A 24,419-nucleotide genomic window follows, 5' to 3' on the forward strand; every position below is an offset into this window, starting at 1 on the left:
GACCATCGCCCGGTGAGCAAAGACATAGATGCGGAGACGGGGCGGGTGAGAGTTACAAGTTTGGCGGGATTTCCATGGACATGCTGATCGCCGCGGCGGCGCGCGCCCTTTCGTCCGGAGATCCCCTGGCGGTATTGAAACGGGTGGCACTGCGCAACGACGCGCCGGCATTGGCGTTGCGCGGCATTGCCATGGCCCAGCTCGGCGACCTTGCGCGCGCCAGAGAGCTGCTGAAGGATGCGGCCCGCGCCTTCGGGCCGGATGAGCCGATGGCGCGTGCACGCTGCATGGTTGCCGAAGCAGAGATCGCTTTGGTCTGCCGCGACCTCGGCCGTTCCTTTCAAACGCTCGGTGCAACACGCGCGACGCTCGAAGCCGGTGGTGACCAGGTGAATGCCGCACATGCCGGCTATCTCGAAGCCCGCCAGCTTCTGCTCATCGGCCGGCTCGAAGAAGCCCAGAGGACACTCGACAGCATCGACATCGACGTCTTGCCGCCTGCGTCTCGAGTTGGCTACGGTCTTGTGGTCGCCGGCATAGCCATGCGGCAAATCCGGACAGGGCCTGCACGAGCCGCACTCCAGCAGGCGGCGCGTGCTGCCCGCGATGCCGGTATTCCCTCCCTCAAGGCCGAAGTTGAAAAGGCAAGGCATGCCCTGGAGGCACCGGCCGCCCGTCTTGTCTCTCGCGACAGGCAAGACTTGCTGCAGCTTGACCGGGTCGAGGCTCTGGTCGCCTCCGATACGTTTATTGTAGATACCTGCCGAAATGCTGTGCGGCTTGGGGAGAAGATGATCTCACTCGACCGCCGTCCAGTCCTGCTTGCTCTGGCACGGGCGTTGGCAGAGGTCTGGCCGGAAGATGTTTCGCGCGAAAGCCTTCTCATGCACGCCTTCGGGGCAAAGCATGTGGACGACTCGCACCGGGCTAGGTTGCGTGTCGAGATTGCCCGCCTTCGCAAGGTCATCAAACCCGTCGCCGGGGTAAGGTCAACGAGCCTGGGCTTTGCTCTCAAGCTGCACGGCGCTCACCAGGTCGCCGTGCTGGCGCCGCCGGTGGAAAGCGACCACCCGGAGGTGCTGGCGCTGCTCGCGGACGGCGAGGCCTGGTCGAGTTCTGCGCTGGCCTTGGCACTCGGCGTAAGTCCACGCACGGTTCAAAGGAAGCTTGAAGACCTTGCTCTTGCCGGGAAAGTTCGTTCCTTCGGACGAGGCCGGGCCTGCCGCTGGATCCTATCGAGCGTTCCCGGATTCCCGACAAGTTTGTTACTCCCCCTTGCAATCGCCACCGGTTAGAATTGCCACATGAAACACAGAACAGCAGAGATCATCCGGGAGTTCGGCCCCTTCCCCGGCATCGATGACATTGCCGGGGTCAGCTTTGATCGCGAGCGGGTCTGGTTTGCGTCCGGAGACAGGCTAATTGCGCTTGATCCGGAAAGTGGAGAGATTACGGGATCGATCGCGACCGCCGCCGATGCCGGTACCGCCTTCGATGGAACTCATCTGTTCCAGATTGCCGATGATGCGATCAACAAGATCGACCCCAATACCGGAGAAGTGCTGGCCACGATACCGACCCCCGGTGACGGCGGGCATTCGGGACTGGCTTGGGCCGAGGGGTTCCTTTGGGTTGGACAGCATCGGGGCCGCAAGATCCACCAGGTGGATCCAGAAAGCGGCAAGGTTCATCGTACAATTGAATCGGATCGCTTCGTCACCGGCGTCACATGGGTGGATGGCGAGCTTTGGCACGGCACCTGGCAGGACGGCGAAAGCGATATCCGGCACATCAATGCCACAACTGGAGATGTGCTGGAGCGTTTGCAAATGCCATCGGGTTCCGGCGTCTCGGGACTTGAATCCGATGGCGGTGATCGTTTTTTCTGCGGCAGCGGAGGTGCCGGAAAACTGTTGGTGGTCCGACGGCCGGGATCAGATCTTGAATGATCTAGTCCCCGAAAACCCTCTCGCTACTAAGCGTCACGGCGCCGAGAGTACCGCCGGCCTTGTTGCAAGCGCTTAGCCGCAAAAATTGCGGCTACTCACCGAAGGCAGTCATCCCGACTTTGAAGAAGCAATTCCTGACACTCCTGGTCCGAGCGCAGCTGTGCCTTCTGGCGGACCTGGGTGTTGGTATCCGGCAGGGCCAGGGATCGATTGATGATCAGGATATGCTCTTGCAGGAGTGCGTGAGCGGCGTCGAATTCGCCTTGATCGATCAGGTCGCGCATGCGGGTGTGCTCGGCGTAGGAGCGGTGCCAGTAGTCGCCTTCGCCTGACTGAAGGCGTGCTCTCAGCGCGGCCAGAGCAGTTGCAGTCAGATCATAGGCCTTTTCAAGATACCTGTTTCCGGCAATCTGAAGAATGACCCGATGAAATGCGCTGTCGGCCGTGCTGTAGCGCAGCCGGTCGCCAATTTCTATCGCGTGGTCCATCTGGGAAATGGCGGCGGACAACTGTTGCACCAGCCCACTTCGGTTCCGCTCCAGCGCCATCTGGAGAGCTTCCTTTTCAAGCATGGCCCGGAATTGGCTCATTTCCTCGACGTCTTTTCGCGAAGGCGTAAACACGTAGGTTCCAGCCTGTGGGACAATGGTCACCAGACCCATGTCACGCAATTCCATGAAGGCGGCTCGAACCGGTGCCTTGCTCATCCCGAGCGCTCTTGCGATTTGCTCTTCCGAGAGCCGCTCACCGAATTCAAATTTACCGGACACGATCGCATCGCGAATGCGCTCGCTGGCTTCCTGGGTTAGCGACACTCTCTTCTCCTCGCATCCACCTGGCTCACTACACCACGGTCTAGCAGACCTGTAATCGCCAAAAACCTTGCTTTTTTCATAGTTTCAAAAATTTGTTTGACATTCGAATAAATTCTAGAATTCTAGAAGAGCCAATGCAAACACAAAATGCACTTTGAAGTTCAAGAGGTATTTCATGTCCCGCCTGCGTCTCCTGACCCCTGATGCCCAATACCCAGACGATGCCTTGATCGAACGGGCCACGGCGGGTGACGATGTGGACTGGGATATTTACCGCGAGCGCTCTCCCGAGCAGTTGCCTGAAGAGGTTCTGCGGTCGTGTGATGCAATGGTGGTCTGGCATGAAATGCCGGTTTCACCCCAGCTCATTTCAAAGCTGGACCGGTGCAAGATCATTGTGAGAGCCGGTGTCGGATTTGACCACATCGACCTTCAGGCAGCCGCCAATGAAGGCATTCCGGTGTGCAATACACCGGACTACGGCACCAGCGAAGTTGCCGATCATGCCATAGCCCTGATGCTCACCATGCGGCGCGGTATCGCCAGCTACCATCGCAACCTCATGCAATCGCCCCAAGACGGCTTTGATCATGCCCGGGCGCCGCTGCTGGCACGCTTGCGCGGCAAGACGTTCGGCGTGATCGGCCTCGGACGGATCGGCATTGCCACGGCCCTTCGGGCCAAGGCCTTCGGCATGCGCGTTCTGGCATATGATCCGCTGGTGTCGCGCGGTACCGAGATCGCCGCAGGCGTGGACCGGTGCGACCATCTCGAAGAGCTGCTGTCCCAAAGCGATGTTGTCAGCCTGCATTGTCCGCTGACGGCGGAAACCCGGAACATGATCAACGCCGAGCGACTGTCGATGATGCAGCCGCACGCAATTCTGATCAATACGGCACGCGGCGCGATCATCGACGTGAACGCGCTTCTGGACGCCTTGCGACAGCAAACGATCGCAGGTGCCGGGATCGACGTGCTTCCGGTCGAGCCGCCTTCCAAATCCGATGAAATCGCCCTTGCCTATGCCAATGGCGCCGATCCGATCGTCGGCGAGCGCTTGTTCGTGACACCCCATGCGGCCTGGTCCAGCCCGGAAAGCGTCGCCGACGCGCGGCGCCTTTCGGTGGAAACGGCCATGCAGTTCCTGCGCGAGGGCCGCCTTCGCAACCTCGTCAATTCACCGGTCACGCCAGCTCTCAGCGGGGCGGCCTGACGCAAAGCTCCTGCGGGACCAGCAACCCGCAACATGATCCGAGGACATGGGATCACCAAACATGTCCAATTCAGGGAGGAAAGTATGAAAGTGACGTTTTTCAAGACGTTCATCGCAGCGTGCATGCTCAGCAGCACCTCGGTCGTCGCACAGGATTTCGAATTGACATTCCAGTCGGTCGATCCGGCCGGAAACCCGAACTTCGCCATCCAGCAGGCTTGGACAGAACGTGTAAAACTGATGTCCGGCGGCCGGTTGTCGATCGAGCTTCTGCCGGTTGGCTCGGTTGTCGAATACAATGAAACCCAGGACGCAGTCGGCAATGGCATTCTGGACGGCCACATCACCGACGTCAGCTATTTCTCCGGCAAGGATCCTGCGTTCGGGCTGATTGCAAACCCCATCGGCGCCTGGGCGGCACCCGACGAAATGTTCCGCTTCATCAACTACGGCGGTGGCTATGAGCTGATGAACGCGCTTGAGGAGCCGTATGGTCTTCATTTCATCGGCGCCACCACCACGGGTCTTGAAGGTTTCGTTTCCAAACGTCCTCTGGACGGGGTCGATGACCTGAAAGGCCTGAAGGTACGGGCCCCGGAAGGCCTCATTCAGGAAGTCTTCGCGGCCGCCGGCGCGGTTCCGGTCAACCTGCCCTATTCCGAGGTTTACACAGCGCTCGACAAGGGCGTTATCGACGCTGCGGATTCCACCGTCTTTTCAACCAACCACCAGCAGGGCCTGCACAAGGTTGCCGAACATCCTGTCTATCCGGGGTTCCATTCCATGCCTCTGGTGGAAGTTTCCATGAACCTCGACAAATGGAACGCGCTTCCCTCTGATCTTCAGGAAATCCTGACAGTCTCCGTTCGTGACTTTGCCCAGGATGCGGTTGCCATCTTGTCGATGAACGACCTGAAGACCTATGCGGAAGCGACTGCTGACCCGAACATCACCGTTCACAACTGGTCGGCAGAAGAACGGGCGAAGTTCCGCAGGATCGCGATGGACCAGTGGGCCAAGGTGGCAGCGCGCTCCGACAATGCCCAGAACGTCTATGAGACCCTGACCTCCTATCTCGACAGTCAGGGCATGTTGAAGTGACACATGTTTTCGGGCGCTGCCTCAGCGCCCGAATTCCTCCTTCGAACTTTTGATAAGCCACAACCGGCAAGCAGCCCTTTGAAGGCGTTCGCTCGGACAAATGCGTCCGGGAACCGGGCAACTGCGTCTGGCCCCGACACGCTGCCGTCTGCCGACCGGTTTCAGGGGACGAACGGTAACGTCCCTCGTCGTTGTGGTTGATTCCCCATTCTCAGACTGGAGTGGCTGTCCATGCCTCTGCCGCCAGAACGTGCCCCAGTGCCGGATCAGGCCGAACCTCTTGTGCCGGCTCAGGAATATTTGCCTGAATCTGGCCGATTGGGTTGGGCAATTACTCGCCTTGCCCGATTGTTCGCTGTTGGAATCATCATCGCCATGGCGGTGCTGGTCGTCGAAATCTTCCTTCGATATGTCTTCAACTCGCCCACTATCTGGGCGCATGAAACAACCACCTTCCTCAGTGCCGTCACGTTTATCTTCGGTGGTCTTTTCTGTGTCACTCGCAATTCGCACATCCGGGTCGTGCTGATTTACGACATGGTCAGCCGGCGTGCACGCAGGGTGCTGGATGTGCTGATTTCCATGGCCAGTCTGCTGGCGTGCCTGTTTTTTGCCTGGGCATCCTGGCTCATGGTCAAGAAAGCGATGTTCCGTCCGGATGGGTCCTTCTTCCTGGAAACCAGCGGCAGCGCCTGGAACTCGCCCGCGCCGGCCCTCCTGAAGATCTTCCTGCTCGTGGTGATGGTCACCATGAGCATCCAGTTCCTGATCCTGACGGTGAATTACCTGCGCCGACCACTCCGGACAGGAGGAGACAGCGATGCTTGACCTTCTCGATTTTGGTCTGAACCTCAAGGCACTCGGCATCGGTTGGGGCACATTGGTGATGTTCGCCCTACTGGTCGGACTTCTTCTGACCGGCATGCCTCTTGCCATGGTGACCTTGCTGGTTGCCCTTCTTTTTGCCGTTGGCTGGTTCGGACCGATGGCCGTTCCGTTGATCACCAGCCGCGTCTACAGCTTTGTCTCCTCCTTCGTCTTCATTTCAGTGCCCATGTTCGTGCTGATGGCAGCGATCCTCGACCGGTCCGGCATTGCCAGGGATCTGTTCGATGCGATGAAACTCGTCGGCGGACGGCTGCGTGGGGGCGTGGCGGTCCAAACCATATTCGTGGCTGTTATTCTGGCTGCAATGAGCGGCATTATCGGCGGGGAAATCGTGCTCCTGGGCCTCGTCGCCCTGCCGCAGATGCTGAGACTTGGCTATGACCGCCGCCTGGCGATCGGTGTTGTCTGCGCCGGTGGTGCGCTCGGCACAATGGTGCCTCCGTCCATCGTTCTCATCATCTACGGACTGACAGCAAACGTCTCTGTCGGAGATCTGTTCACTGCGGCATTCGTCCCGGGTTTCATGCTGGCGGGGCTTTATATCGCCTATATCCTGTTCCGTTCGTACACCGATCCCAAGGTCGCGCCTCCCCCGCCCGAAAAACGGATCTCGCTTTCAGAACATCTGCCCCTGCTGCGCGGCCTGGTCTTGCCGATGGCGGTGGTGTTTGTGGTCCTGGGTTCGATCTATGGCGGCATCGCCTCGGTGACGGAAGCCTCGGCCATCGGGGTCGCCGGCGTGATCGTGTCGACCATCCTGCGGCGGGAGTTTTCCTTCTCCATGTTGCTGGATGCGTCGATGCACACATTGGCAACCGTCGGCATGATCATGTGGATCGGCATCGGTGCCAGCGCCCTGGTGGGCGTCTACAACCTGATGGGCGGCATCCGTTTCATCTCCCAGCTCATCACCGGCATATCCGACAATCCGACAGTCATCATCCTGTTCATGATGCTCATTCTCTTCATACTCGGAATGTTTCTGGATTGGGTCGGGATCGCACTTCTGACGATGCCGATCTTCGTGCCGATCATCAAGGAACTTGGCTATGACCCCGTCTGGTTCGGCGTCTTGTTTGCCATGAACATGCAGGTGTCTTTCCTGACGCCACCTTTCGGGCCAGCCGCCTTCTATCTGAAGAGCGTGACACCACCCGAGATTTCCCTCGGAGAGATCTTCCGGTCCCTGGTTCCGTTCATCGCTCTTCAGGTCATTGCGGTAGGGCTTTTGGTGATGTTCCCGGCCCTCGCACTGCACTGACGCACATCCCTCAAGAATGGCAATCGAGACGACCTCATGAGACGCAGGTTAGACGGCGAATACGACTACATCATCATAGGAGCCGGAACGGCCGGATGCGTGCTTGCCAATCGCCTTTCGGCAGATCCGGCCAACAGGGTTCTGCTTCTGGAAGCGGGCGGCAAGGATAGCTACCCCTGGATCCATGTTCCGGTCGGGTATCTCTACTGCATGGGCAATCCGCGTACGGACTGGATGCTTCGAACGGAGGCCGATCCGGGGCTGAACGGCAGATCCCTCGCCTACCCGCGGGGGAAGGTCCTCGGCGGATGTAGCTCCATCAACGGCATGATCTACATGCGCGGTCAGGCAGCCGACTACGATGGCTGGGCGCAGATGGGAAACACCGGCTGGAGCTGGCAGGACGTGCTGCCCTACTTCGTGCGGTCCGAGGACAGACCGGATGCGGATGGCAGGCTGCATGGTGCGGGCGGAGAGTGGAAGGTCGCGCGGCAGCGGTTGAGATGGGACCTCCTGGATGATTTCCAGAGTGCTGCAAGCGAAATGGGCATTCCCCGAACGACCGATTTCAACGCAGGAGACAACGAAGGCGCGGGTTATTTCGAGGTCAACCAGAAAGGCGGCCGCCGCTGGAGTTCTGCACGGGGCTTCCTGAAACCGGCGCTGAAACGCGGCAATCTGCGGCTTTTGACCGGCGCCACAGTCGAGCGGGTCATCCTGGACGGCCGCCGCGCCACGGGCGTTGCCTTCAGTTGCGCAGGACAGGAGCTTATAGCCACGGCCGGAAAAGAAGTCCTGCTTGCCGCGGGAGCCGTTCATTCTCCCGCGCTGCTTGAACTGTCAGGCATCGGCCGGCCGGAGGTCATCAGGAAGGCCGGTATAGATGTGGTGCATGCCCTGGATGACGTCGGTGAGAACCTCCAGGACCACCTTCAACTGCGCATGGTATTTCGAGTCCGCAATGCCCGGACCTTGAACCAGGTCGTCAATTCGCTCTCGGGCAAAGTGTCGATGGCCGCCCAATATCTGTGGTCGCGGTCAGGCCCGCTTTCCATGGCGCCCAGCCAATTCGGCATTTTCACCCGCAGCAGCCCGGACGTGGCGACGCCCGATCTGGAGTATCACATTCAACCCCTGTCGACCGACCGGCTCGGCGAGCCTTTGCATCCCTATCCGGCCGTTACCGTTTCGGTCTGCAATCTCCGGCCGGAAAGTCGTGGCACCGTGCACATCGCTTCCGACAGCCCTGAAACCCCACCGAAAATAACACCGCGCTATCTGTCCGCTCCTGGTGACGGGACGGTTGCACTCAGGTCCCTGCGTCATGCACGCACCCTGCTGACCATGCCTTCCTTGAAAAAATACGAGCCGGAGGAAGCTCTGCCCGGCCCCGACGTCCGGTCCGATGAAGCGCTCATGCGTGCTGCGGGCGACATCGGGACAACCATTTTTCATCCTGTCGGAACCTGCAGGATGGGTGTCGATGACAAAGCCGTCGTCGACCCGGAACTGCGGGTGCGGGGCATTGAAGGACTGCGTGTCGTGGATGCTTCGATCATGCCGCGCATTGTTTCCGGCAACACGGCATCACCCGTCGTGATGATCGCCGAGAAGGCCGCAGACATGATCCTGCTCTCCGCCTGACAAAAACTCCCCAAGAAACAGAACCACGAGGATTTCACATGAAGTTTCTTCGCTTTGGCCCGTTGGGCCAGGAAAAACCTGGCTGTGTTGATGCCGAAGGCCGCATCCGGGACTTGTCCGCTCACATAAGCGACCTGACGCCCGAAACACTTACAAAAAGCACCCTTGCTGCCCTGAGTGCCCTGGACACCGCAAAGCTGCCGGTTGTCGATCGGGACGTGCGCCTTGGCGCTTGTGTGGGGGGCGTCCGGAATTTCTACGCGGTCGGGTTGAACTATGCCCGGCACGCAAAGGAAACAGGCAATCCAAATCCCTCCGAACCGGTGCTGTTTTCCAAATCCACCTCATGCATCAGCGGTCCGAACGATCCGATCATTTTGCCGAAGGGATCGGAAAAAACCGACTGGGAAGTCGAATTGGGTGTCGTGATCGGCAGCGAATGCCAATACGTTCCAGAGCAGGACGCGCTGGAGATGGTCGCCGGCTATTGTCTCATCAACGACGTCAGTGAGCGGTCTTATCAGATCGAGCGCGGTGGCCAGTGGATCAAAGGCAAATCCGCACCAAACTTTGGCCCGATTGGTCCCTGGCTGGTTACACGGGACGAGATCCGGGATCCTCAGGACCTTCGATTGACGCTCTCGGTGAACGGAGTGGTTCGCCAGGACAGCTCAACCGACGACATGATTTTCACCGTGGCGAAAATCATCTCCTACATGTCCAATTTCATGCGTCTGATGCCCGGTGATGTCATTGCCACTGGAACGCCGGAAGGCGTAGGCCTTGGATTCAATCCCCCGCAGTTTCTCAAGCCTGGTGACGTTGTCGATCTAAGCATCTCCGGCCTTGGGACACAGCGACAAACCGTTGTCTCCCAGCTGGCTTGATTGACCGGCCGCCTATCAAGTCTTGCCAGGCGCAATCCCGTCGCGGTGTCACTCTTGGCCAGACTAAGGCATGTTGGACGCCGTCCGGATTTGGCTGAGAAGCCTCCGCCTTTGGCGGTGTTCTTCCCAGCCACTCATCCGATACTTCGGCCCCTAGTCTTCCGAATGATTTGTCGAGAGCCGTTTTTGCGGTGCCATTTGATATTGCTGCAGTAAAAGTTTTCCTTCGCTCGCCCATTATGAATTACTCCAAATCTTCAAAATATCTTCAATGTCTGTAGAAACGCGAAGAATTTGAATTCCACTCTTAAATTCACGTCCTCCGTCAACAACAAGTAAATAGACAAAAATTCCGTTGCCATCTGTTCCCATAAATTGAAAAATCAATTTTTCAACTATTGGAGGCCGCTCTTCTCTCATGAATATTCTGCATTTATCAAATCCATCTGGCTCGTATTCCTCCAGATCCGATACCAATTTTTGAAATTCTTGACCATTTTCAACTCTAATATTCTCTTTGATGATTTCTTTGACGTCTTGATATTTCCCATTCTTGAAGGCCTCCAGTACCCCGTTGACTGCACCGGCCCAATCTTTCCCGTTCACGGTGCAAGCAAGCGTAGGGCTAGACCAAGTCATGCAAATCAAAAAACCAAGTAATAAAACCTTCTTCATGGGGCACCTATTTCTGATTAAGTTTATAGTCTTCTGCACTTAACAGCACTTGCGAATTGATTATCAAATTCCCCCGCCTGCACCGAGGCAAAGTCGCACAGCCCCTCCTCGGCCAGCGACTCGTCCGCCCCGGCACAGCATCGATCAGCCCGACACGCTCCGGTGCGACCATGGCCTTGTCAAAGATTGCTCGTGCCTTGAATTCAGAAAACCGAAAATCGCGAAAGATCGTCCTGAGATGCGCCTCACGCGCCATGTGTATGCTGGCGCGGCAATCGGTTTCCGAGCCGACCGCAAGCCGGAGTTTGATGCTTGACCCGAGACCCGTTTCTCTTCCACATCAGCGTGGAGTCCTTTAGATGATATGTTTGGCCATTTGCGGCCCGTGTTTGCAGTGTCATTTTCAGTGCACATTCGCAGGACGCGAGATTGAAACGTAAATAGAGCCACTCCGCGCGCGAGATGATTTCAATCGGATAGCGATGGTTTTTGTAAGTCGGAGCAGTCCTGTCCATGCTCCCGCAGCTACACACAAATTGTTGCCTAAGGAATAAGGTGACAGCACCGCTTGCTTGAATTGAGTTTATTCTCCTTTGCAAATGGTATTTAGGTAATAATTCAGTTTTTCTTCTACAATTTTTTCACTTCCTAAGTGCAGCCGAATATTAGCGCCTCCTGGATCAACCAGAAAATATTTGCCGCCATTGCATTGGAAATTAGCTGTTTTTGTAAATAGCTTATCCTGAGAGGGGCAAAAAATTCCAAAGTCTTCATCTTTTCCTTTAGAAAATAAGTCGAGATTCTCAATCTTTTTTCTAGTCTCTCTACCCGGATTTAAGCTAATCGATGATGAATGGCTGTTTTTTATCACCTTGATTGATTCAAATTCGTGCAGGCAAATTTCGTTCTTTGTTATTTCTGTGTTTTCTGGATAGTAACAATTGTTATTGTTGCTTATAATTTCGATTCGGCATCTGTCGACATTGACTTGTAATTCTTCGTCGCCATAGCGAAAGATATTACTTTCCAGCAATTGGGCTAATTCACTTGCTAAATTCTCGCTTGCCTTCGATGGTTTATCTAAAAAAAATGTTGTTACTAAGATAGTGAAGAAGAATAATAAAACAAACTTGAAAATATGAATTTTAAAGTATTCTTTCAAATATAAAAGGAAATATTGAATAATCTTCAGATTAAGATATTTCATTATGCCACTCTTATTTTTCTGTTGATTTTCTCTTTTCATCAATCGGCTCATGGTGACCAACAATAATTCCCTCCAATTGTCACCATCCCACAGCGCCGGAAAAACTGGTCAGCATCTTCCGCATTCTTGCCATTCGTGACATGCATCGTCACATGGGCGCAACCTAGTGTATTAGCCCAATGGCGTACCGCGTGGACGAGAAGGAGGGCGACCTTGCCGCCAAGCAGCGTGCCGGTGAGTTTTGGGGATATGTTCAACGTGTGCACCGTCGCGATCAGGTTGCCGCCGCCAACGGCTGCTATGCCTCTGAAAATTAACCTATCTTCGTCGGTGGAGCGCTCATAAACACCAATGCCAATTCCAGGGTTTCCTGTCGCCTTACCAACAAATTTTGTTAAGGACGACGCGTCTGGAGTTTCGGCTAATATGTTGCCAGCCCCAGAAAAAAGGGAGTCGAGGTAGCCTCTAAGGTCTGGATACAAATCTTCAAAACTAAAAGTAATTGTTTCGTTGTAGTAAGTGGGTGGGGGTGTTTATTTTGTGGGGCCTTGCGAAAGGAAAACGCCTAGAGGATGCTTTGAATTTCTGTAATTGGATTTGCCATTTTACCACCAAACAGATTTTTCGAGGATGTGTTAGAGCTTTAGAAGTTTGTTCTACTTATTGGTGCTTTCTCAAGAATAATTAGGTGCTATGCTTTTTCATCTTTAAAACAAAGATGAAAAATAAATAAACAAATGAAAGAAGCACTGCTATCAGAACCTTACCAGTATACCATGAGTCTGTTCCCGTAATTTTCTATAAAAATAATACAAACATCCAAGTATCGTGGCAAATATAAGAATTTTATTTTCATCATAATATTCTGCCAAAATTTTTCTCATATTGTTTACTCGCCACAAAGTAAAATTAGAAGACTTACTATTCGTCAACCGACTGCCTTTAAGCCTAATAGTAATCAATGCTGATGTAATTGCCCTTCTGCGAACGTCCGCCCCCGGCACAGCATCGATCAGCCCGACACGCTCCGGTGCGACCATGGCCTTGTCAAAGATTGCTCGTGCCTTGAATTCAGAAAACCGAAAATCGCGAAAGATCGTCCTGAGATGCGTCTCACGCGCCAGATGTATGCTGGCGCGGCAATAGGTTTCCGAGCCGACCGCAAGCCGGAGTTTGATGCTCGTTCGCACTTGAGTGATATCACTCGCGTCCGCGGCCTTCCCCGTACGACCATCAGGCCCTTGCTCGGACGCGATGCCTTGCCGATTTGCAGAGTAACCTTCTACGCGCGCGGAAAGAATAATTTCTTCCCTCACTTGAATGCCCCTAACCAACGCGCTTCGCGTTGTCTCTCCGATCAGAAGCTTCGCCTCTGATTTGTTATAAGCGCGACCAGATGCCTCCGTCAGGTTGGGGAGTCACGGATAACACCCTTGCTATTTTTGGCAAGGGCTCAAATGCACTTTTAGGTTGAAAGGTGTTGTTGCGAGCAACGTTGTCGGATCTTTGCAAGCTCGTCTTATGTGTCCTCTTTATGCATTTTGTCTGAGTAGAGCATGTTGAACGTAATTCAATCGTGGCTAACAAGCGCCATCTTTGACAGTGCCCCTCGCCCCATCCAGTCATCATCCATTTGAATCCGTTCCTTCGCATCGATTCCAATCATTCATTGGACCGCTGTTCGGAGATCTTCGACACTGCGGTCATGGAACCAGATGACGATCTCCTTCTCCTCAAACGCGTGGACCCCGGCCGGAACATGAACCGGTTCTACCACCTGTCGGTCGAGCCCACCCTGTTCGGCGGATTTGCCGTTCGCCGGACATGGGGACGCCTGGGTACCCGGGGTCGAACGCGGCTTGATCTGTTTGCGGATGTGTCATCGGCTGTGGCGCATCAGCAGAAGCTGGCGGCACTAAAGCATAAGCGCGGGTATCGCCCGGAATGAGGCTGTGGCGTTGTGCCTGATCCCTGTTCCATGGGATCTTCCTGGGGAAGATTACTCAATCAGACGTCACAGGATACCCCAGGCCCTGTATCTGTCTCGGCCTGTAAGCTCGCGGGGGAGCGCGGGGCCGAGTTGGCGGATCATGCGGTCGACGGCGGCGGCGGTGACGCCGAGGTCCTGGCGGGCCATGGGAATGGTCACCAGGGGCCGGGACAGGAACATCCGGGCAAACTCCGGCAGCCTCGAGTGGCTTCGGCAAGACTGGCAATGGCGTGCCAATTGCTCCTGGGCAATCGATAGCCGGTCCAGCTGATCCATGGTTTCCTGGGCAGCTTTTTCAAAACCGGACAGGAAGCCGGCTATGCGCACCTGGAACGTGTCCTTGCGGCGCCAGCGAAAGGGCGACTTTCGCAATCCCGCTGACAGGCTCGGCAAATGAGACGTGGTGACCTGTGCTTTGAGGAAGACCGCCGACAGCAGGCGGCCAAGTTCCGGCCATCCGTCCAGCGGCTGCAGCACCTGCCATGCATCAAGCAAAATTGCCGCCGCCAGAACGGGCGGTAATTTCAGGGCTTCAGTTTCCTTTTTGACAGTGAGCCAGTCGTCCAGACGGTCACCCCGTTCCGAATACCGAGAGAAGTGCACGGAAGGTATGTCTCCGGATTGGCGGGACGAGACAGGTCTTTCCGGAACGGTTCCCTGCGCCAGATGTCTGGAGCGTTCCAGAACGGCGTCGATCTCGGCGAAGAGAATTTTTTCCGTGTCGGCAGTGTCCTGTTGGCGCGAAGCTGAGGCGGCAGGTCCCCTCCCCTCCCCCGAGCTTCGGATTGTCGTCGTCTCAAGATCGGCGTCATCTGTCGGCCGGCCCACAAGTGCCAGTAGACCGTCGCGGCTCAAGACAATGTCCGGGGTTTGCCGGTCGACCCGTCTGCGGAGAGCCAGGAACCTGGCAGCCCGGGTCAATTCGTGGGTGGGCGCGCGTCTGTCGGTGCCGGCGTCGTGCAGGACGAGGTCCTCCAGATGAACGAGGTCTCCATCGAGGGCCATGGAGGCACAGGTCTCAAACAGGTGGGACCGGCTGCGCACGCCGTCTTCCAGCGCAGGTGTCCGGCGCAATCTCTCGTCGGCTCGGGTCAGTGACCGGCTGGCGCGATCGAGTGGGTCGGCCAGATCAAGCCAATCCAGTGATTTCAGGGACTTGGGAAGATCGTAAACCATTGACATCGGCTGATAATATTTCATTAACGATAATCAACAAGCAAAAAAGTATCATCACATGGATATCTGTCAACTCAAGATCATAAGCAATGATAATTAAAGCTTATCGATAGTTAGACTTTTTAGCGACCTCATGCTAAACATTGGCCTGTCCCGACCCGCAAAAGCCTGTCAGCCATGCCCGAAAGCCCCCTCCCCGCGCCCCGTCTCTCGTCGCAGCCCGCACGGAACGAGGCTGCAGGGAACGAGGCTGCGGATCAGGCAATGCGCGACAAGATCGAAACCCTCGACACGTTGTCCGCCATTCTGCCAGCCCTTGCCGGGTCAGACCGGGCAGAGCAGCTGGCCCGGCTTCTGACCGATGAAGACATCGACACCCTGCGCCACCTTGCCAGGGAAGGCATGGGCGAGAATTCGCTGCGGGCTCTGACCTCCGACTTTTCCTATCTGGAAGGCTGGTGCCTGGCGGCAACCGGAAGCCCCCTGCCCTGGCCCGCACCGGCGCCGCTCATTCTCAAGTTCATTGCTCACCACCTGTGGGACCCGGACAAGAAGATGTCTGATCCCGGTCACGGGATGCCTGAAGACATTGCGAGGCAACTTGAGGCGCAAGGATTGCTCCGCAGCGCGAAAAATACGGCGGGCCAACGGCCCCCGCATGCACCGGCGACTGTGCAGCGGCGGTTGGCCTCCTGGTCGACCTTGCATCGCTGGCGGGGTCTGACGGGAGACTTCTCCGCGGCAGAAGTGCGTTCCGCCATGCGTCTGGCTGTTCGTGTCGCCGACCGGCCGCGGGCGCGGAAAAGCCGCAAGGCCATCACGGCCGATTGTCTGGAGCTGCTGCTCGCGACATGTGACGGCACGGATTACGCGGCACCAAGCCTGATGGATATTCGAGACAGGGCCTTGCTGCTGGTCGGGTTTGCCTCCGGTGGCCGCCGGCGCTCCGAGTTATCCGGAATGCGGTTTGGTCAGATCACCTGGGAGGACTTTTTGCCTCTGGACCCGCGTGATCCGGATAGCGACCTCCTGCCTGCCGCCAGCCTGCGACTGGGGCGCACCAAGACGGAAGAATCTTCTGACGACAATTCGGTTCTTCTGATCGGCCGGAGTGTCGATGCGCTGAAGGCCTGGCTGGAAGCGGCCCGGATTCAGGAAGGGGCGGTCTTCCGCGCGATCGATCAATGGGGCAACCTGAAAACCCGCGCCCTCACCCCGCAATCGGTGAATGCCATCGTCAAGAAACGCTGTGCCCTTGCCGGTCTGGACCCGCAGGACTTTTCCGCGCATGGCCTGCGCTCAGGCTTTCTGACAGAAGCGGCCAACAGGGACATTCCGATCCAGGATGCCATGCTGCAGTCCCGGCACAGGTCCCTCGCCCAGGCGTCCAGCTATTACAGCGATGCCGGGCGCAGCAGACGGCGGTCGGCCAGATTGTTGGGGTGATGTTCAACGCGAGGGAAGCTCATGAGGGAGATCCGGGCAGGTCTTGAAAGTGGCCCGTCCGGATCATTTCTCCTCAATCATTAGCTGATCCATCAGTCGAGTTGAACTCCTTAAAAAACAGTTAATAAACTCTCATATTCCCTTGCGGCATACAAGCGACGAGAGGTTGTTGTCATGGCTAGGTTGCATCCATTTCGTGTTGTGCAGACTTCAGCTGGCTCTGTTTGCTGCGAGGTCGTTCCTGGGGCTGGCGTTTTGCATTGCTCGGGCTGGCGCGCAATTTTCCAATGTTGTTCAGCGAGGCATGATCATTGAGCGTAATGATTGGTGTGCGCCATTGCGGTGCATGCCACTCATGCTGCTCGCTTGAATTCTGTTCGCAGGGCCGGCCGGTCAGGTCGATGCTATCAAGTCTGCGATCATCTTTCAGAAAACAGGTCGTCCTATTCCTGTCAGGCCGGTTGCACAATTTCAGCAGCTAGCGTTTGCAGGACATGTATCTGGCAGCTCCTAAATACGTGGCAACTTACTCCCCTCTTCATTCGGTCCATTCTCTTCAAGATTTCGTTCGGGTTGGGGAAGGCTGATTGGGTAAGCAAACAGGAAACTGAAGTTCGTTCGCATAGCCACAGTGGGTTTCACCAAAGCGGGTTGAGCTATATTGGGCCAACAAGTAAGCCGTCGGCTTGGTTGCTGCTTGAGTAGCCGGTTCATTTGTTTCCGGTCTGAAAATACTTAGTTGTGCGATGCCGGAGAGCTCGCGGAGAGGCTCGGCTAATTGATTGCTTTTTGGGATTTGCTAGTTGTGTGCAGAGGCCTTTAGCGCAGAGGGTTCGTTCTGTGGGTATAGCGCCCTCCCTAGATGCGATGCGCTTCTTAGCTTGAAGAAGTTTTCTTTAAGCGCCGCGTAATTTTCGTTGGTCTAATGATCTCTGATCCGGAGTCCGGTTGTTGTCATACAGTCGGTTGGTCGTTCAGCCTTGAATTGAAACTGCCGAATGATTGAGCTCTTTATTGACACGTGGTTTGCGGAAGGTGTTTCGGAGCACTCATTGGTGGATGGAGCGTTAGACGGGGTGGCGCTGGATGAGCAGATGTTCCGGGCGTTTCGGCTGGATGCATTGTGAGAAGCGGAGGCTTGTGTCTCTAGCTAGAGGTCGCGTTACTTTCATCGTTCGGCGTCACCTCCCTGCCCGCTCCGTTTCTGTCCTGACGCGCTTCAAGAAAAGAGAATATCGAGACAGTCCGCGCGAACTGGCGCTCGTTTTGCCAAGGACCAAACTTTCGTCCGATGCCTTGTTCAGCTTGAGGTGTTTTCTGATCTCTTTTGGTCTTGCATTGGGTGGCGCGACGGTCTGGTTCTGAGAATGCTCGCCGGAAACCGAGCGGTGTCTCTGTGAAAGGACTTTCTTCGGAGGGTCCAAGGCCTGGGGGATTTAGATGGCCATCGGCAATGTGTTGCCTGTTCAGAAATTTTGGAGGTTTCAGGTTCACAGTCGCCGACGCCTCATTAACGTTCGCAAACATTTCAGACGCTGCCATGGGCAAAACGTTGTGAATATAGCAATTGCTATATCAGCGGATTTTTCCGGGTGTGGGGTATGACCCTTCAGTGTTAAAAGTCGCTCCGCTAGAAATTATAGCAATTGCTATATTGGCCGGTGTTGTGCTGAGCGTTCGTAGAGGCACAAAGAGCCTGACGCCAATTTCGTCGATTGTTCGGCCATGATCGTGGTTTGTAATGCAGTGGTTCCAGGCGAACAGTCCTGCGATGCATGGCAAAAATACGCGGCAAAAAATTGGGCGGACGCTAATGAAAGCAGCATCGTCAGATGCCAGGGCCTGTCTTCACTCCCGAAGATCTTTCTGGTGGATTGGGCAACGAGTGCCAGGTGGGCTTTTAGATGGTCGCCGGCTTTTTAATTGGAGCCGATCTGGCCAAAAGCTTTTTGTGAGCCTGCTGTATCGAAAATCCCCGGAGAGGGGAGGGGGCTTACAAACCCCTGAAAGCATCGAGGCCACCAGTTTCCCGGGCAGCTTGCCGGGCACAGTCGAACAGAGCCTTTCTGTCCTCGGGCTTGTGCATGAGGCCAAGATTTGTGACCGTTGTCATGACGCAGGCAATCTCCTGCTGTGCATCAAACACCGGCACGGCCTGCCCCGTAATACCTGGTAGCAGGTGGTCGGTCAGTTCGGCCCAGCACTCGGTGCGGACGGTCTCGAGGATTTTACGCGAGGGTGGTTTGCCTCGGAAATGAGGGGGCTGCAATTTCCTGGCAACGTTGATCTGGCTTTCGGGAAGGAATGCCTGGAAGATCAGACCGCACGCGGAATTGTCGACCGGAAGGACGTCACCAAGCCCGACGGAACTGATCGAAAAAAGTGCGCTGCGATACCAGCGCACGACTGTTGGGCCACGCTCGGTCCAGATGGCAATGCCCGCACTTGCGGCGTACCCACTGGCGAGTTGCTTCGTGTGCCTTGCCGCGATCTCGACAGGGTTTACACGTTTCAAGGCGCCAATTCCGATACTCAGCGCTGTCGGGCCAAGATCGTAGTGCCCGGTCTGGGGGTCTTGCATGACGAGCCCCTCCTTCACCAGGCTTTGAAGGTATCGGTGTGCGGTCGGGCTGCCGGTGCCGGCCTGTTTGGCGATGACGCCAAGTGCCATGGCTTCGGAACCATTGGCCAGGATGTTCAAGAATCGCGTGGCAATGGAAACGGATTGAATGTTACCGGAGCGTTTGGGTGATTGCCCGGTCATTTCGTCATCTGCGTCTTCACTCATTGCCTGGCACCTTAATCGACTGATGCCTGGATTCGTCGTGCAACCAATCTGAAAATTTCGACAACGCACACCCCTCCCATTTCACCGACAGGGTATTTGGCAACTGTTGCAAGTTCAATCGTGAATGCAGCAGATTTTCCGTTGAAATTCAGTTTGTTGACTGAAGGTGTTGCCGGTTCGCCACATTTATTTATGAGTTTTATACTCATGTTGAAATGTGTAATGAGTTCTGTATAGTGAAATTCAGTTGATCCGGTCACCGGCGGCTGGGGCAAGCATGAGCCGCAACCGGTGACAGGGTCGTCTCTCCCCAACTGCTCGTGGGCAAGGCTTTTCCAGCTCGCGCAGTCATAAACTCATCAGGATCAAGAGATGAAACCGACTCGTATTGCGACGATGCTTGGCAGCACCGCCGTGTTCACCGTTTCACAAATGGTTACCAGCATCGCATGGGCTCAAGATGCAGGAACCGGAACTGCTGCAGACGTAACTGTCCTCGATACGATCCTCGTGAGCGGCGAGAAGATTTCGCGCAGCCTTCAGGAGACAGCCAGTTCGGTTGAAATCATTACGGGGGAGGATCTGGAAACACGGCCGGATGAGGAAAATGTCCAGAGTGCCATTCAGGACGTTCCCAACGTCTACTATCCCGGCACGGCAGGCGTTGCGCCCATTATCCGCGGGCAGGATACGCAAGGGCCGAACACTGGCGCGGTCGCGTTTTATTCAGGTACCGTTCCTCGGGCGTCCATCAACATTGACGGGCACTACCAGACCTATTTCGAAACGGTGTTCGGTGCGACATCGATCTGGGATGTGGACCAGATCGAAGTGTTCCGGGGCCCGCAGACAACGTCTCAAGGTGCGAACAGCATCGCCGGTGCGATTATCGTCAAGACCAAGGATCCCACGTTCACGCCGGAAGGTGCACTGCAGGCTGAATACGGCAGCTACAACACTCACCGTGTGTCGGGCATGCTGAGCGGACCGCTGAGCAGCCAGCTCGCCGCCCGTGTCGCGCTGGACTACTACGGCCGTGACACGTTCATCGACTACATCAATGCAAGCTTCACGGATGACGAGACCAACCTCGACATCATGTCCTTCAATGGACGGGCGAAGTTGCTCTATACGCCTGACGCCATTCCGGGTCTGACGGCAAAGCTCACCTATGCCACCGCCCAGAACAATCAGCCGACATATGAAGCTGCGACAGTCCAGCCCTACGACCGGCTTGAAAACAGCCAGGCAAACGTGCCGAGCTTCTATTCCCGTTCACACACCGGGATCGCCGACCTTTCCTATGAGTTCGAAAATGGAATTGTCGTCAGCAACGTCACCCAATACACCGATCTGGAAGTGAAGCGGAGCGTCGAAACAGTCGGCAACGGCGATGCGACCATCGACCAGCAGAACTGGTCGAACGAGACCCTGGTGAACTTCGGAACGCAAGACAGCACTTTCAGTGGTGTTGCGGGCCTTTATGCAGCTCATACACAGTCAGACGAAACCCTGCTCTTGCCTTTCAACGGTTCGCCGGATTTCGAGGATTCCAAGACCAATTTGGGTGTATTCACCGAGATCGATTACCGGATCAGCGATGCCTGGACCCTGACAGGCGGCTTGAGGTTCGAAAGCGACCGGATCAAGCGTACCGGACTGTCGTCGACGGTTGCCCCCAGGCCCGTGGATTTCGATTACGACGAGACCTTCAACGCGCTTCTGCCGAAGATTGCACTCGCCTACAACATCACGCCAGACGTTACCGTAGGCGGCCTTGTCAATCGTGGTTTCAATCCAGGTGGTGTTGCCTTCGACTTCCTGAATGGACAAGCCTTGCCGTTCAAGGCGGAGACGTCCTGGAACTATGAAATTTTCGGCCGTGCCAATCTTCTGGACGACAAACTGTTTGTGTCCGCAAACCTGTTCTACACCGACTATCACGACTCCCAGCGTTACTTCCAAACGGTGTTGCCTGGCAGCAGCGTGACGCAGCTCCTCACGTTGAACGCGGAACGGGCCCACGCCTATGGTCTTGAAGTGGCGATGAGCTACCAGGTCCTGGACAATCTGCGTGTGAATGCCAATGCCGGTGTGCTTCAGAGCGAGATCTCCGAATTCGACACGCTGCCGTCGGTCGAAGGCAATGAATTCGGCAAGGCTCCGGGCTATATGCTGGGCTTTGGTGTGGACTGGAGTGTGCTGGAAAACCTGACCCTCTCGGCAAATGTCGAGCATTTCGACGGGTACTATTCGGACGATCTCAACACGCCGGCTTTTCAGGTCGATCCCTATACAATCGCGAATGCACGGGCGACCTACCAGGTTCACGATCATTTCCAGCTCTATGGCTACGTGAACAATATCTTCGACGAGCGTGTTCCGACCTATCTCGAGAACCGGCCGGGAGTCGCTTCCTTTGCCACCATGACGGCACCGCGCATGTTCGGCATTGGTGCAAAGGCAACGTTCTAAATCAGGCTTCACGACACAATTCTGCCGGCAGCACGGCGTTCCCTAGCCGCCGGCAGAACATTGATTGGTTAAGAAACTTAGCCGTTTAAATATCTATCTGACGCGAACCGATTTTCCGCGCGAGAGGGGAGGGGAGTGGCTGCATCAACCTGACAGCCTGAATTCCAGAATGCTGACGGGGCTCGCCGTCGCTGTTATGGAAGAAGTCTCAAAACCTGCCTTCGCCAACAGTTCGATAAATTCGTCCGCCGTCCGCTCCCTGCCGCCGAGCTGCGTCATCATGAAGATATCCTGGGACGATCCGCGGGCGCCGGCAGCAGCGTCGCTGGTCATCATGTCGATCAGGTAAAGGCGCTCTTTTCCGCTCAGGGATTGGCTGGTGTTCTGCAGGATGGTGATCGCAGCTTCATCGTCAAAGTCATGGAAGACCCGGCTGAACAGATAAACATCGGCATCACCTGGTACATGCTCGAAAAAGGATCCGTATTGAGTAGTTGCTCGGCCGTTTGACCGCATCTGCTCAAACAGCGGATCGTGGTCTTCGACACCGCGCGGAAGCTCGAACAGAGTTCCCGTGGTTTCCGCGTTCCTGACCAGAATTTGTGCCAGAAACGACCCGTTGCCGCCGCCGACATCCATGATCCTGGTGCCCGGTGCGAATGCCAGTTTGTCGACGACGACAGCACCAATGCCTTTTGAGGCCCCGTTCATCTGGTCATCGAACCGTTTTTGCGCTGCCTCATCCTGTGCGTGCCAATCGAAAAACGCGGAGCCATGGGCCAGATCGAAGGCAGTCGTACCGGTTCGCAGTTGTTCGGGCAGGTTTTCCCAGCTTCGCCAGAGCAACGGGTCGAGTTCACAGGCCACCCAGTTGCGAAGGCTCTGCGGATGCCCCGGCACGAGGTGGCGGGTGACAGGGGAGGGGAGGTAATGCCCCTGGGCATCCAGGGAAATCACCTCTTCATTGACCAGGTGCCTGAGCACTCGTTCCAGGAGACGGGGCTTTGTTCCAGTGATTTCCGCAAGCTCTCCCAGCGATCTCGCCCGCTCGACCAGGAGGGCGGGTATCCCGAGCTCGACAAGAGCACGAATACATTGAGACGTACGATATGCCGTGATCTGTGCCATCAGCTTGAAGGGCGGAACGGCTGCCGGTTGTTCGGAAGGTGTGGGAGCTGGTGCTGTCAATTTTGCAATCCTTGTAAATGAAAATTTGCCGGAGGGTCCGGCTCAATGGAGGGCAGGGGAGGGCGCTGGCTGTCAGGCGCCCAGGGTCGCACCTCCATCGACCACGATGTCCTGCAGCGTGATGTGCCCGGCCTTGTCGGATGCAAGAAACAGCACCGTCTCGGCAATATCGTCGGTCGTGGCTACCTTTTGCAGTGGAATGCCGAGTTTGAACCGATCCGGTTGGCCCGCGACCAGCTGCCTGTAGCCGGATTTTCCACCCGCCATCTCGCGCAGCATCGGCGTATCGGTCGAACCCGGCGAGACAAGGTTGCAGCGGATGCCGAAGGGCGCGAGTTCCAGCCCGATGCAGTGGCTGAGGCTCGCCATCGCCGCCTTGGACGCGCAATAGGCAGTCATGCCCGTGCGCGGCACATGCGCCGCGTTGGAGGCAATGTTCACGATCGCCCCGCTTTGCCGTTCCTTGAACACCGGTATCCATTGGCGCAGCAGATAAAACGGTCCGCTGACGTTGACGTTCATACAGGCCTGCCAATCTTCTAGCGACAGATCCTCCGCCGCCCCGGTTCGCAGGACACCGGCGGCATTCACCAGGATGTCCGGGTACCACCGGTCCGTCATGAGCCCTGTAGAGATCTTTTCAACCTGACGGGCATCGGCAAGGTCGGCTTTGAGAATGCGAAATGGCAGGGTGTTGTCGCCGGCCTGTCTGTCCAGACCAAGGACCGTGGCGCCCTCGTCACAAAACCTTTCGGCGATGCGCCGACCGATGCCGCTTGCGGCACCGGTTACGAACACGCGCTTGTCTGCGAACTGCCGAGTTGACGTGTCGGAGCGCTCTGCTGTGTCAGGCTGCAATGCGCTTGCTTTCAATGAGCGCCCACCAGCCGTTCAGGGTCGGGACACGCGCCAGTTCGTCAAAGCCGACCACAATGCCGCGTTCCTTCAGTTCACTGGCAAGTTTCATGACCTGAATGGAATCGAGGCCATAGAAAATCAGGTTTTCTTCCGGATCGAGATCGGCGTCGTCTTCGATGAGCTCCAACACGCGGCTGTGCAGCCAGTCCCGCATCGGCTCAGACTTCTGGGCTGCACCTGTGAGGCTTGCCGTATCTGTGACCGCACCGCAGCGGGTGGCGACATATTTCAGGGCCATCTTGTGTTCGGCCTCGGAAAAATCGGCAACCGCATCGCCGATCATGAAGGCCTGAATGTCGTTCATGAACGCATCCGCAACAGTCATCAGGCAGCCGATATGTGCGTAGATGCCACCGACGATCAGTTGATCGCGGCCAAGGGATGCCATGCGGGCCTTGAGGTCGGATCGTTGAAATGCACTGTATCGCCATTTCGTCAGAACCACGTCGTTTTCGCCTGGCTCCAGTCCCTTGACCACCTGCTGCAGGGCCGGGTCGGCCACGGTCAGGCCGGGACCCCACATGTCGTTCAGGAGTGCTCGGTCTTCCGGCGGCTGGTCATGAGGCTGAGCCGTGTAGATGACCGGGACGTTGTTGGCATAGGCCCAGTTGCGGACACGCTGCAGGTTGGCGATCAACTGCGTCATCAGCTCGCCGTCGGCGTTGTAATACCGCAGGAAATAATCCTGCATGTCGTGGATCAGGAAGACAGCGCGAGCGGCATCCGGTTTCCAGCCGGTCTTGTTCGCCGGAAAGTCCTTCGGCATCGGGTAGTCGGAAATTGTCGGGATGGTCATTG

22 protein-coding genes are annotated in these 24,419 nt (G+C 56.3%); 13 read left to right on the plus strand and 9 right to left on the minus strand.

Features of this window, described 5'->3' with window-relative positions; genetic code table 11:
- The first annotated feature begins 74 nt into the window (after positions 1-74).
- Both FIU93_RS28465 and FIU93_RS28470 read left to right on the plus strand, forming a co-directional pair.
- Complete coding sequence (locus FIU93_RS28465; protein ID WP_152507746.1) at positions 75-1,295, plus strand: helix-turn-helix domain-containing protein; 1,221 nt, start codon at positions 75-77, stop codon at positions 1,293-1,295.
- A 9-nt stretch (positions 1,296-1,304) separates the two neighbouring features.
- Positions 1,305-1,949, plus strand: coding sequence for a PQQ-binding-like beta-propeller repeat protein (locus FIU93_RS28470; RefSeq protein WP_152507747.1), 645 nt, complete (start codon positions 1,305-1,307; stop codon positions 1,947-1,949).
- Positions 1,950-2,044: 95 nt separating this feature from the next.
- Here FIU93_RS28470 and FIU93_RS28475 read toward each other — a convergent pair whose 3' ends face one another.
- Positions 2,045-2,764: a GntR family transcriptional regulator gene (locus FIU93_RS28475; RefSeq protein ID WP_152507748.1), complete on the minus strand. Its 720-nt coding sequence runs from the start codon at positions 2,762-2,764 to the stop codon at positions 2,045-2,047.
- Positions 2,765-2,939: 175 nt separating this feature from the next.
- Here FIU93_RS28475 and FIU93_RS28480 point away from each other — a divergent pair, with 175 nt between their 5' ends.
- The 6 genes from FIU93_RS28480 to FIU93_RS28505 all read left to right on the plus strand — a co-directional run bounded on the left by FIU93_RS28480 (position 2,940) and on the right by FIU93_RS28505 (position 9,758).
- The gene (locus FIU93_RS28480) at positions 2,940-3,977 is read left to right on the plus strand and encodes a C-terminal binding protein (RefSeq protein WP_152507749.1); all 1,038 of its coding nucleotides are present in this window, start codon (positions 2,940-2,942) and stop codon (positions 3,975-3,977) included.
- Between the two features lie 84 nt (positions 3,978-4,061).
- A complete protein-coding gene (locus tag FIU93_RS28485; protein ID WP_022999513.1) occupies positions 4,062-5,078 on the plus strand; it encodes a TRAP transporter substrate-binding protein in 1,017 nt (338 codons plus the stop codon).
- Between the two features lie 231 nt (positions 5,079-5,309).
- A complete protein-coding gene (locus FIU93_RS28490) occupies positions 5,310-5,906 on the plus strand; it encodes a TRAP transporter small permease subunit (RefSeq protein WP_152507750.1) in 597 nt (198 codons plus the stop codon).
- Positions 5,899-7,227 carry a TRAP transporter large permease subunit gene (locus FIU93_RS28495; protein WP_055660624.1) on the plus strand — a complete coding sequence of 443 codons (1,329 nt, stop codon included), beginning with the start codon at positions 5,899-5,901 and terminating at the stop codon, positions 7,225-7,227. The genes FIU93_RS28490 and FIU93_RS28495 overlap by 8 nt, the downstream gene beginning before the upstream one ends.
- 36 nt (positions 7,228-7,263) lie before the next feature.
- On the plus strand, positions 7,264-8,871 hold the full coding sequence (locus FIU93_RS28500) for a GMC family oxidoreductase (protein ID WP_152507751.1): 1,608 nt from the start codon (positions 7,264-7,266) through the stop codon (positions 8,869-8,871).
- A 38-nt stretch (positions 8,872-8,909) separates the two neighbouring features.
- Entirely contained in the window at positions 8,910-9,758 is an 849-nt protein-coding gene (locus tag FIU93_RS28505; protein WP_152507752.1) for a fumarylacetoacetate hydrolase family protein, read from the plus strand.
- A gap of 237 nt (positions 9,759-9,995) precedes the next feature.
- Here FIU93_RS28505 and FIU93_RS28510 read toward each other — a convergent pair whose 3' ends face one another.
- Together FIU93_RS28510 and FIU93_RS28515 are read right to left on the minus strand one after the other, a co-directional pair.
- A complete protein-coding gene (locus tag FIU93_RS28510; RefSeq protein ID WP_152507753.1) occupies positions 9,996-10,433 on the minus strand; it encodes a hypothetical protein in 438 nt (145 codons plus the stop codon).
- Between the two features lie 583 nt (positions 10,434-11,016).
- Positions 11,017-11,703 carry a hypothetical protein gene (locus FIU93_RS28515; protein ID WP_152507754.1) on the minus strand — a complete coding sequence of 229 codons (687 nt, stop codon included), beginning with the start codon at positions 11,701-11,703 and terminating at the stop codon, positions 11,017-11,019.
- A gap of 128 nt (positions 11,704-11,831) precedes the next feature.
- Between FIU93_RS28515 and FIU93_RS31805 the strand changes: the two genes are divergently transcribed.
- Complete coding sequence (locus tag FIU93_RS31805) at positions 11,832-11,957, plus strand: hypothetical protein (protein ID WP_286202459.1); 126 nt, start codon at positions 11,832-11,834, stop codon at positions 11,955-11,957.
- Between the two features lie 438 nt (positions 11,958-12,395).
- Here FIU93_RS31805 and FIU93_RS28520 read toward each other — a convergent pair whose 3' ends face one another.
- Positions 12,396-12,956 carry a hypothetical protein gene (locus FIU93_RS28520; RefSeq protein ID WP_152507755.1) on the minus strand — a complete coding sequence of 187 codons (561 nt, stop codon included), beginning with the start codon at positions 12,954-12,956 and terminating at the stop codon, positions 12,396-12,398.
- A 389-nt stretch (positions 12,957-13,345) separates the two neighbouring features.
- Here FIU93_RS28520 and FIU93_RS28525 point away from each other — a divergent pair, with 389 nt between their 5' ends.
- Positions 13,346-13,588, plus strand: coding sequence for a WGR domain-containing protein (locus tag FIU93_RS28525; protein ID WP_152507756.1), 243 nt, complete (start codon positions 13,346-13,348; stop codon positions 13,586-13,588).
- Between the two features lie 66 nt (positions 13,589-13,654).
- On the opposite strand, the gene FIU93_RS28530 is transcribed toward FIU93_RS28525, so the two are convergent.
- Complete coding sequence (locus FIU93_RS28530) at positions 13,655-14,812, minus strand: RHE_PE00001 family protein (protein WP_286202460.1); 1,158 nt, start codon at positions 14,810-14,812, stop codon at positions 13,655-13,657.
- A 258-nt stretch (positions 14,813-15,070) separates the two neighbouring features.
- Between FIU93_RS28530 and FIU93_RS28535 the strand changes: the two genes are divergently transcribed.
- The gene (locus tag FIU93_RS28535; protein ID WP_152507758.1) at positions 15,071-16,252 is read left to right on the plus strand and encodes a tyrosine-type recombinase/integrase; all 1,182 of its coding nucleotides are present in this window, start codon (positions 15,071-15,073) and stop codon (positions 16,250-16,252) included.
- Positions 16,253-17,250: 998 nt separating this feature from the next.
- The gene (locus tag FIU93_RS31810) at positions 17,251-17,379 is read left to right on the plus strand and encodes a hypothetical protein (protein ID WP_286202461.1); all 129 of its coding nucleotides are present in this window, start codon (positions 17,251-17,253) and stop codon (positions 17,377-17,379) included.
- An 866-nt stretch (positions 17,380-18,245) separates the two neighbouring features.
- On the opposite strand, the gene FIU93_RS28540 is transcribed toward FIU93_RS31810, so the two are convergent.
- Complete coding sequence (locus tag FIU93_RS28540; protein WP_152507759.1) at positions 18,246-19,040, minus strand: IclR family transcriptional regulator; 795 nt, start codon at positions 19,038-19,040, stop codon at positions 18,246-18,248.
- Positions 19,041-19,412: 372 nt separating this feature from the next.
- Between FIU93_RS28540 and FIU93_RS28545 the strand changes: the two genes are divergently transcribed.
- On the plus strand, positions 19,413-21,515 hold the full coding sequence (locus FIU93_RS28545) for a TonB-dependent receptor (protein WP_152507760.1): 2,103 nt from the start codon (positions 19,413-19,415) through the stop codon (positions 21,513-21,515).
- A gap of 144 nt (positions 21,516-21,659) precedes the next feature.
- Here FIU93_RS28545 and FIU93_RS28550 read toward each other — a convergent pair whose 3' ends face one another.
- The 3 genes from FIU93_RS28550 to FIU93_RS28560 form a co-directional block, all read right to left on the minus strand.
- Positions 21,660-22,703 (minus strand): methyltransferase, encoded by a 1,044-nt coding sequence (locus FIU93_RS28550; protein ID WP_152507761.1) that lies wholly within the window; start codon positions 22,701-22,703, stop codon positions 21,660-21,662.
- Positions 22,704-22,775: 72 nt separating this feature from the next.
- Entirely contained in the window at positions 22,776-23,561 is a 786-nt protein-coding gene (dhbA, locus tag FIU93_RS28555) for a 2,3-dihydro-2,3-dihydroxybenzoate dehydrogenase (RefSeq protein ID WP_152507762.1), read from the minus strand.
- Positions 23,551-24,417: an isochorismatase family protein gene (locus FIU93_RS28560; protein ID WP_152507763.1), complete on the minus strand. Its 867-nt coding sequence runs from the start codon at positions 24,415-24,417 to the stop codon at positions 23,551-23,553. The genes dhbA and FIU93_RS28560 overlap by 11 nt, the downstream gene beginning before the upstream one ends.
- Positions 24,418-24,419: the final 2 nt, after the last annotated feature.

This window comes from Labrenzia sp. THAF35, assembly GCF_009363595.1.
GTDB lineage: Bacteria > Pseudomonadota > Alphaproteobacteria > Rhizobiales > Stappiaceae > Roseibium > Roseibium algicola.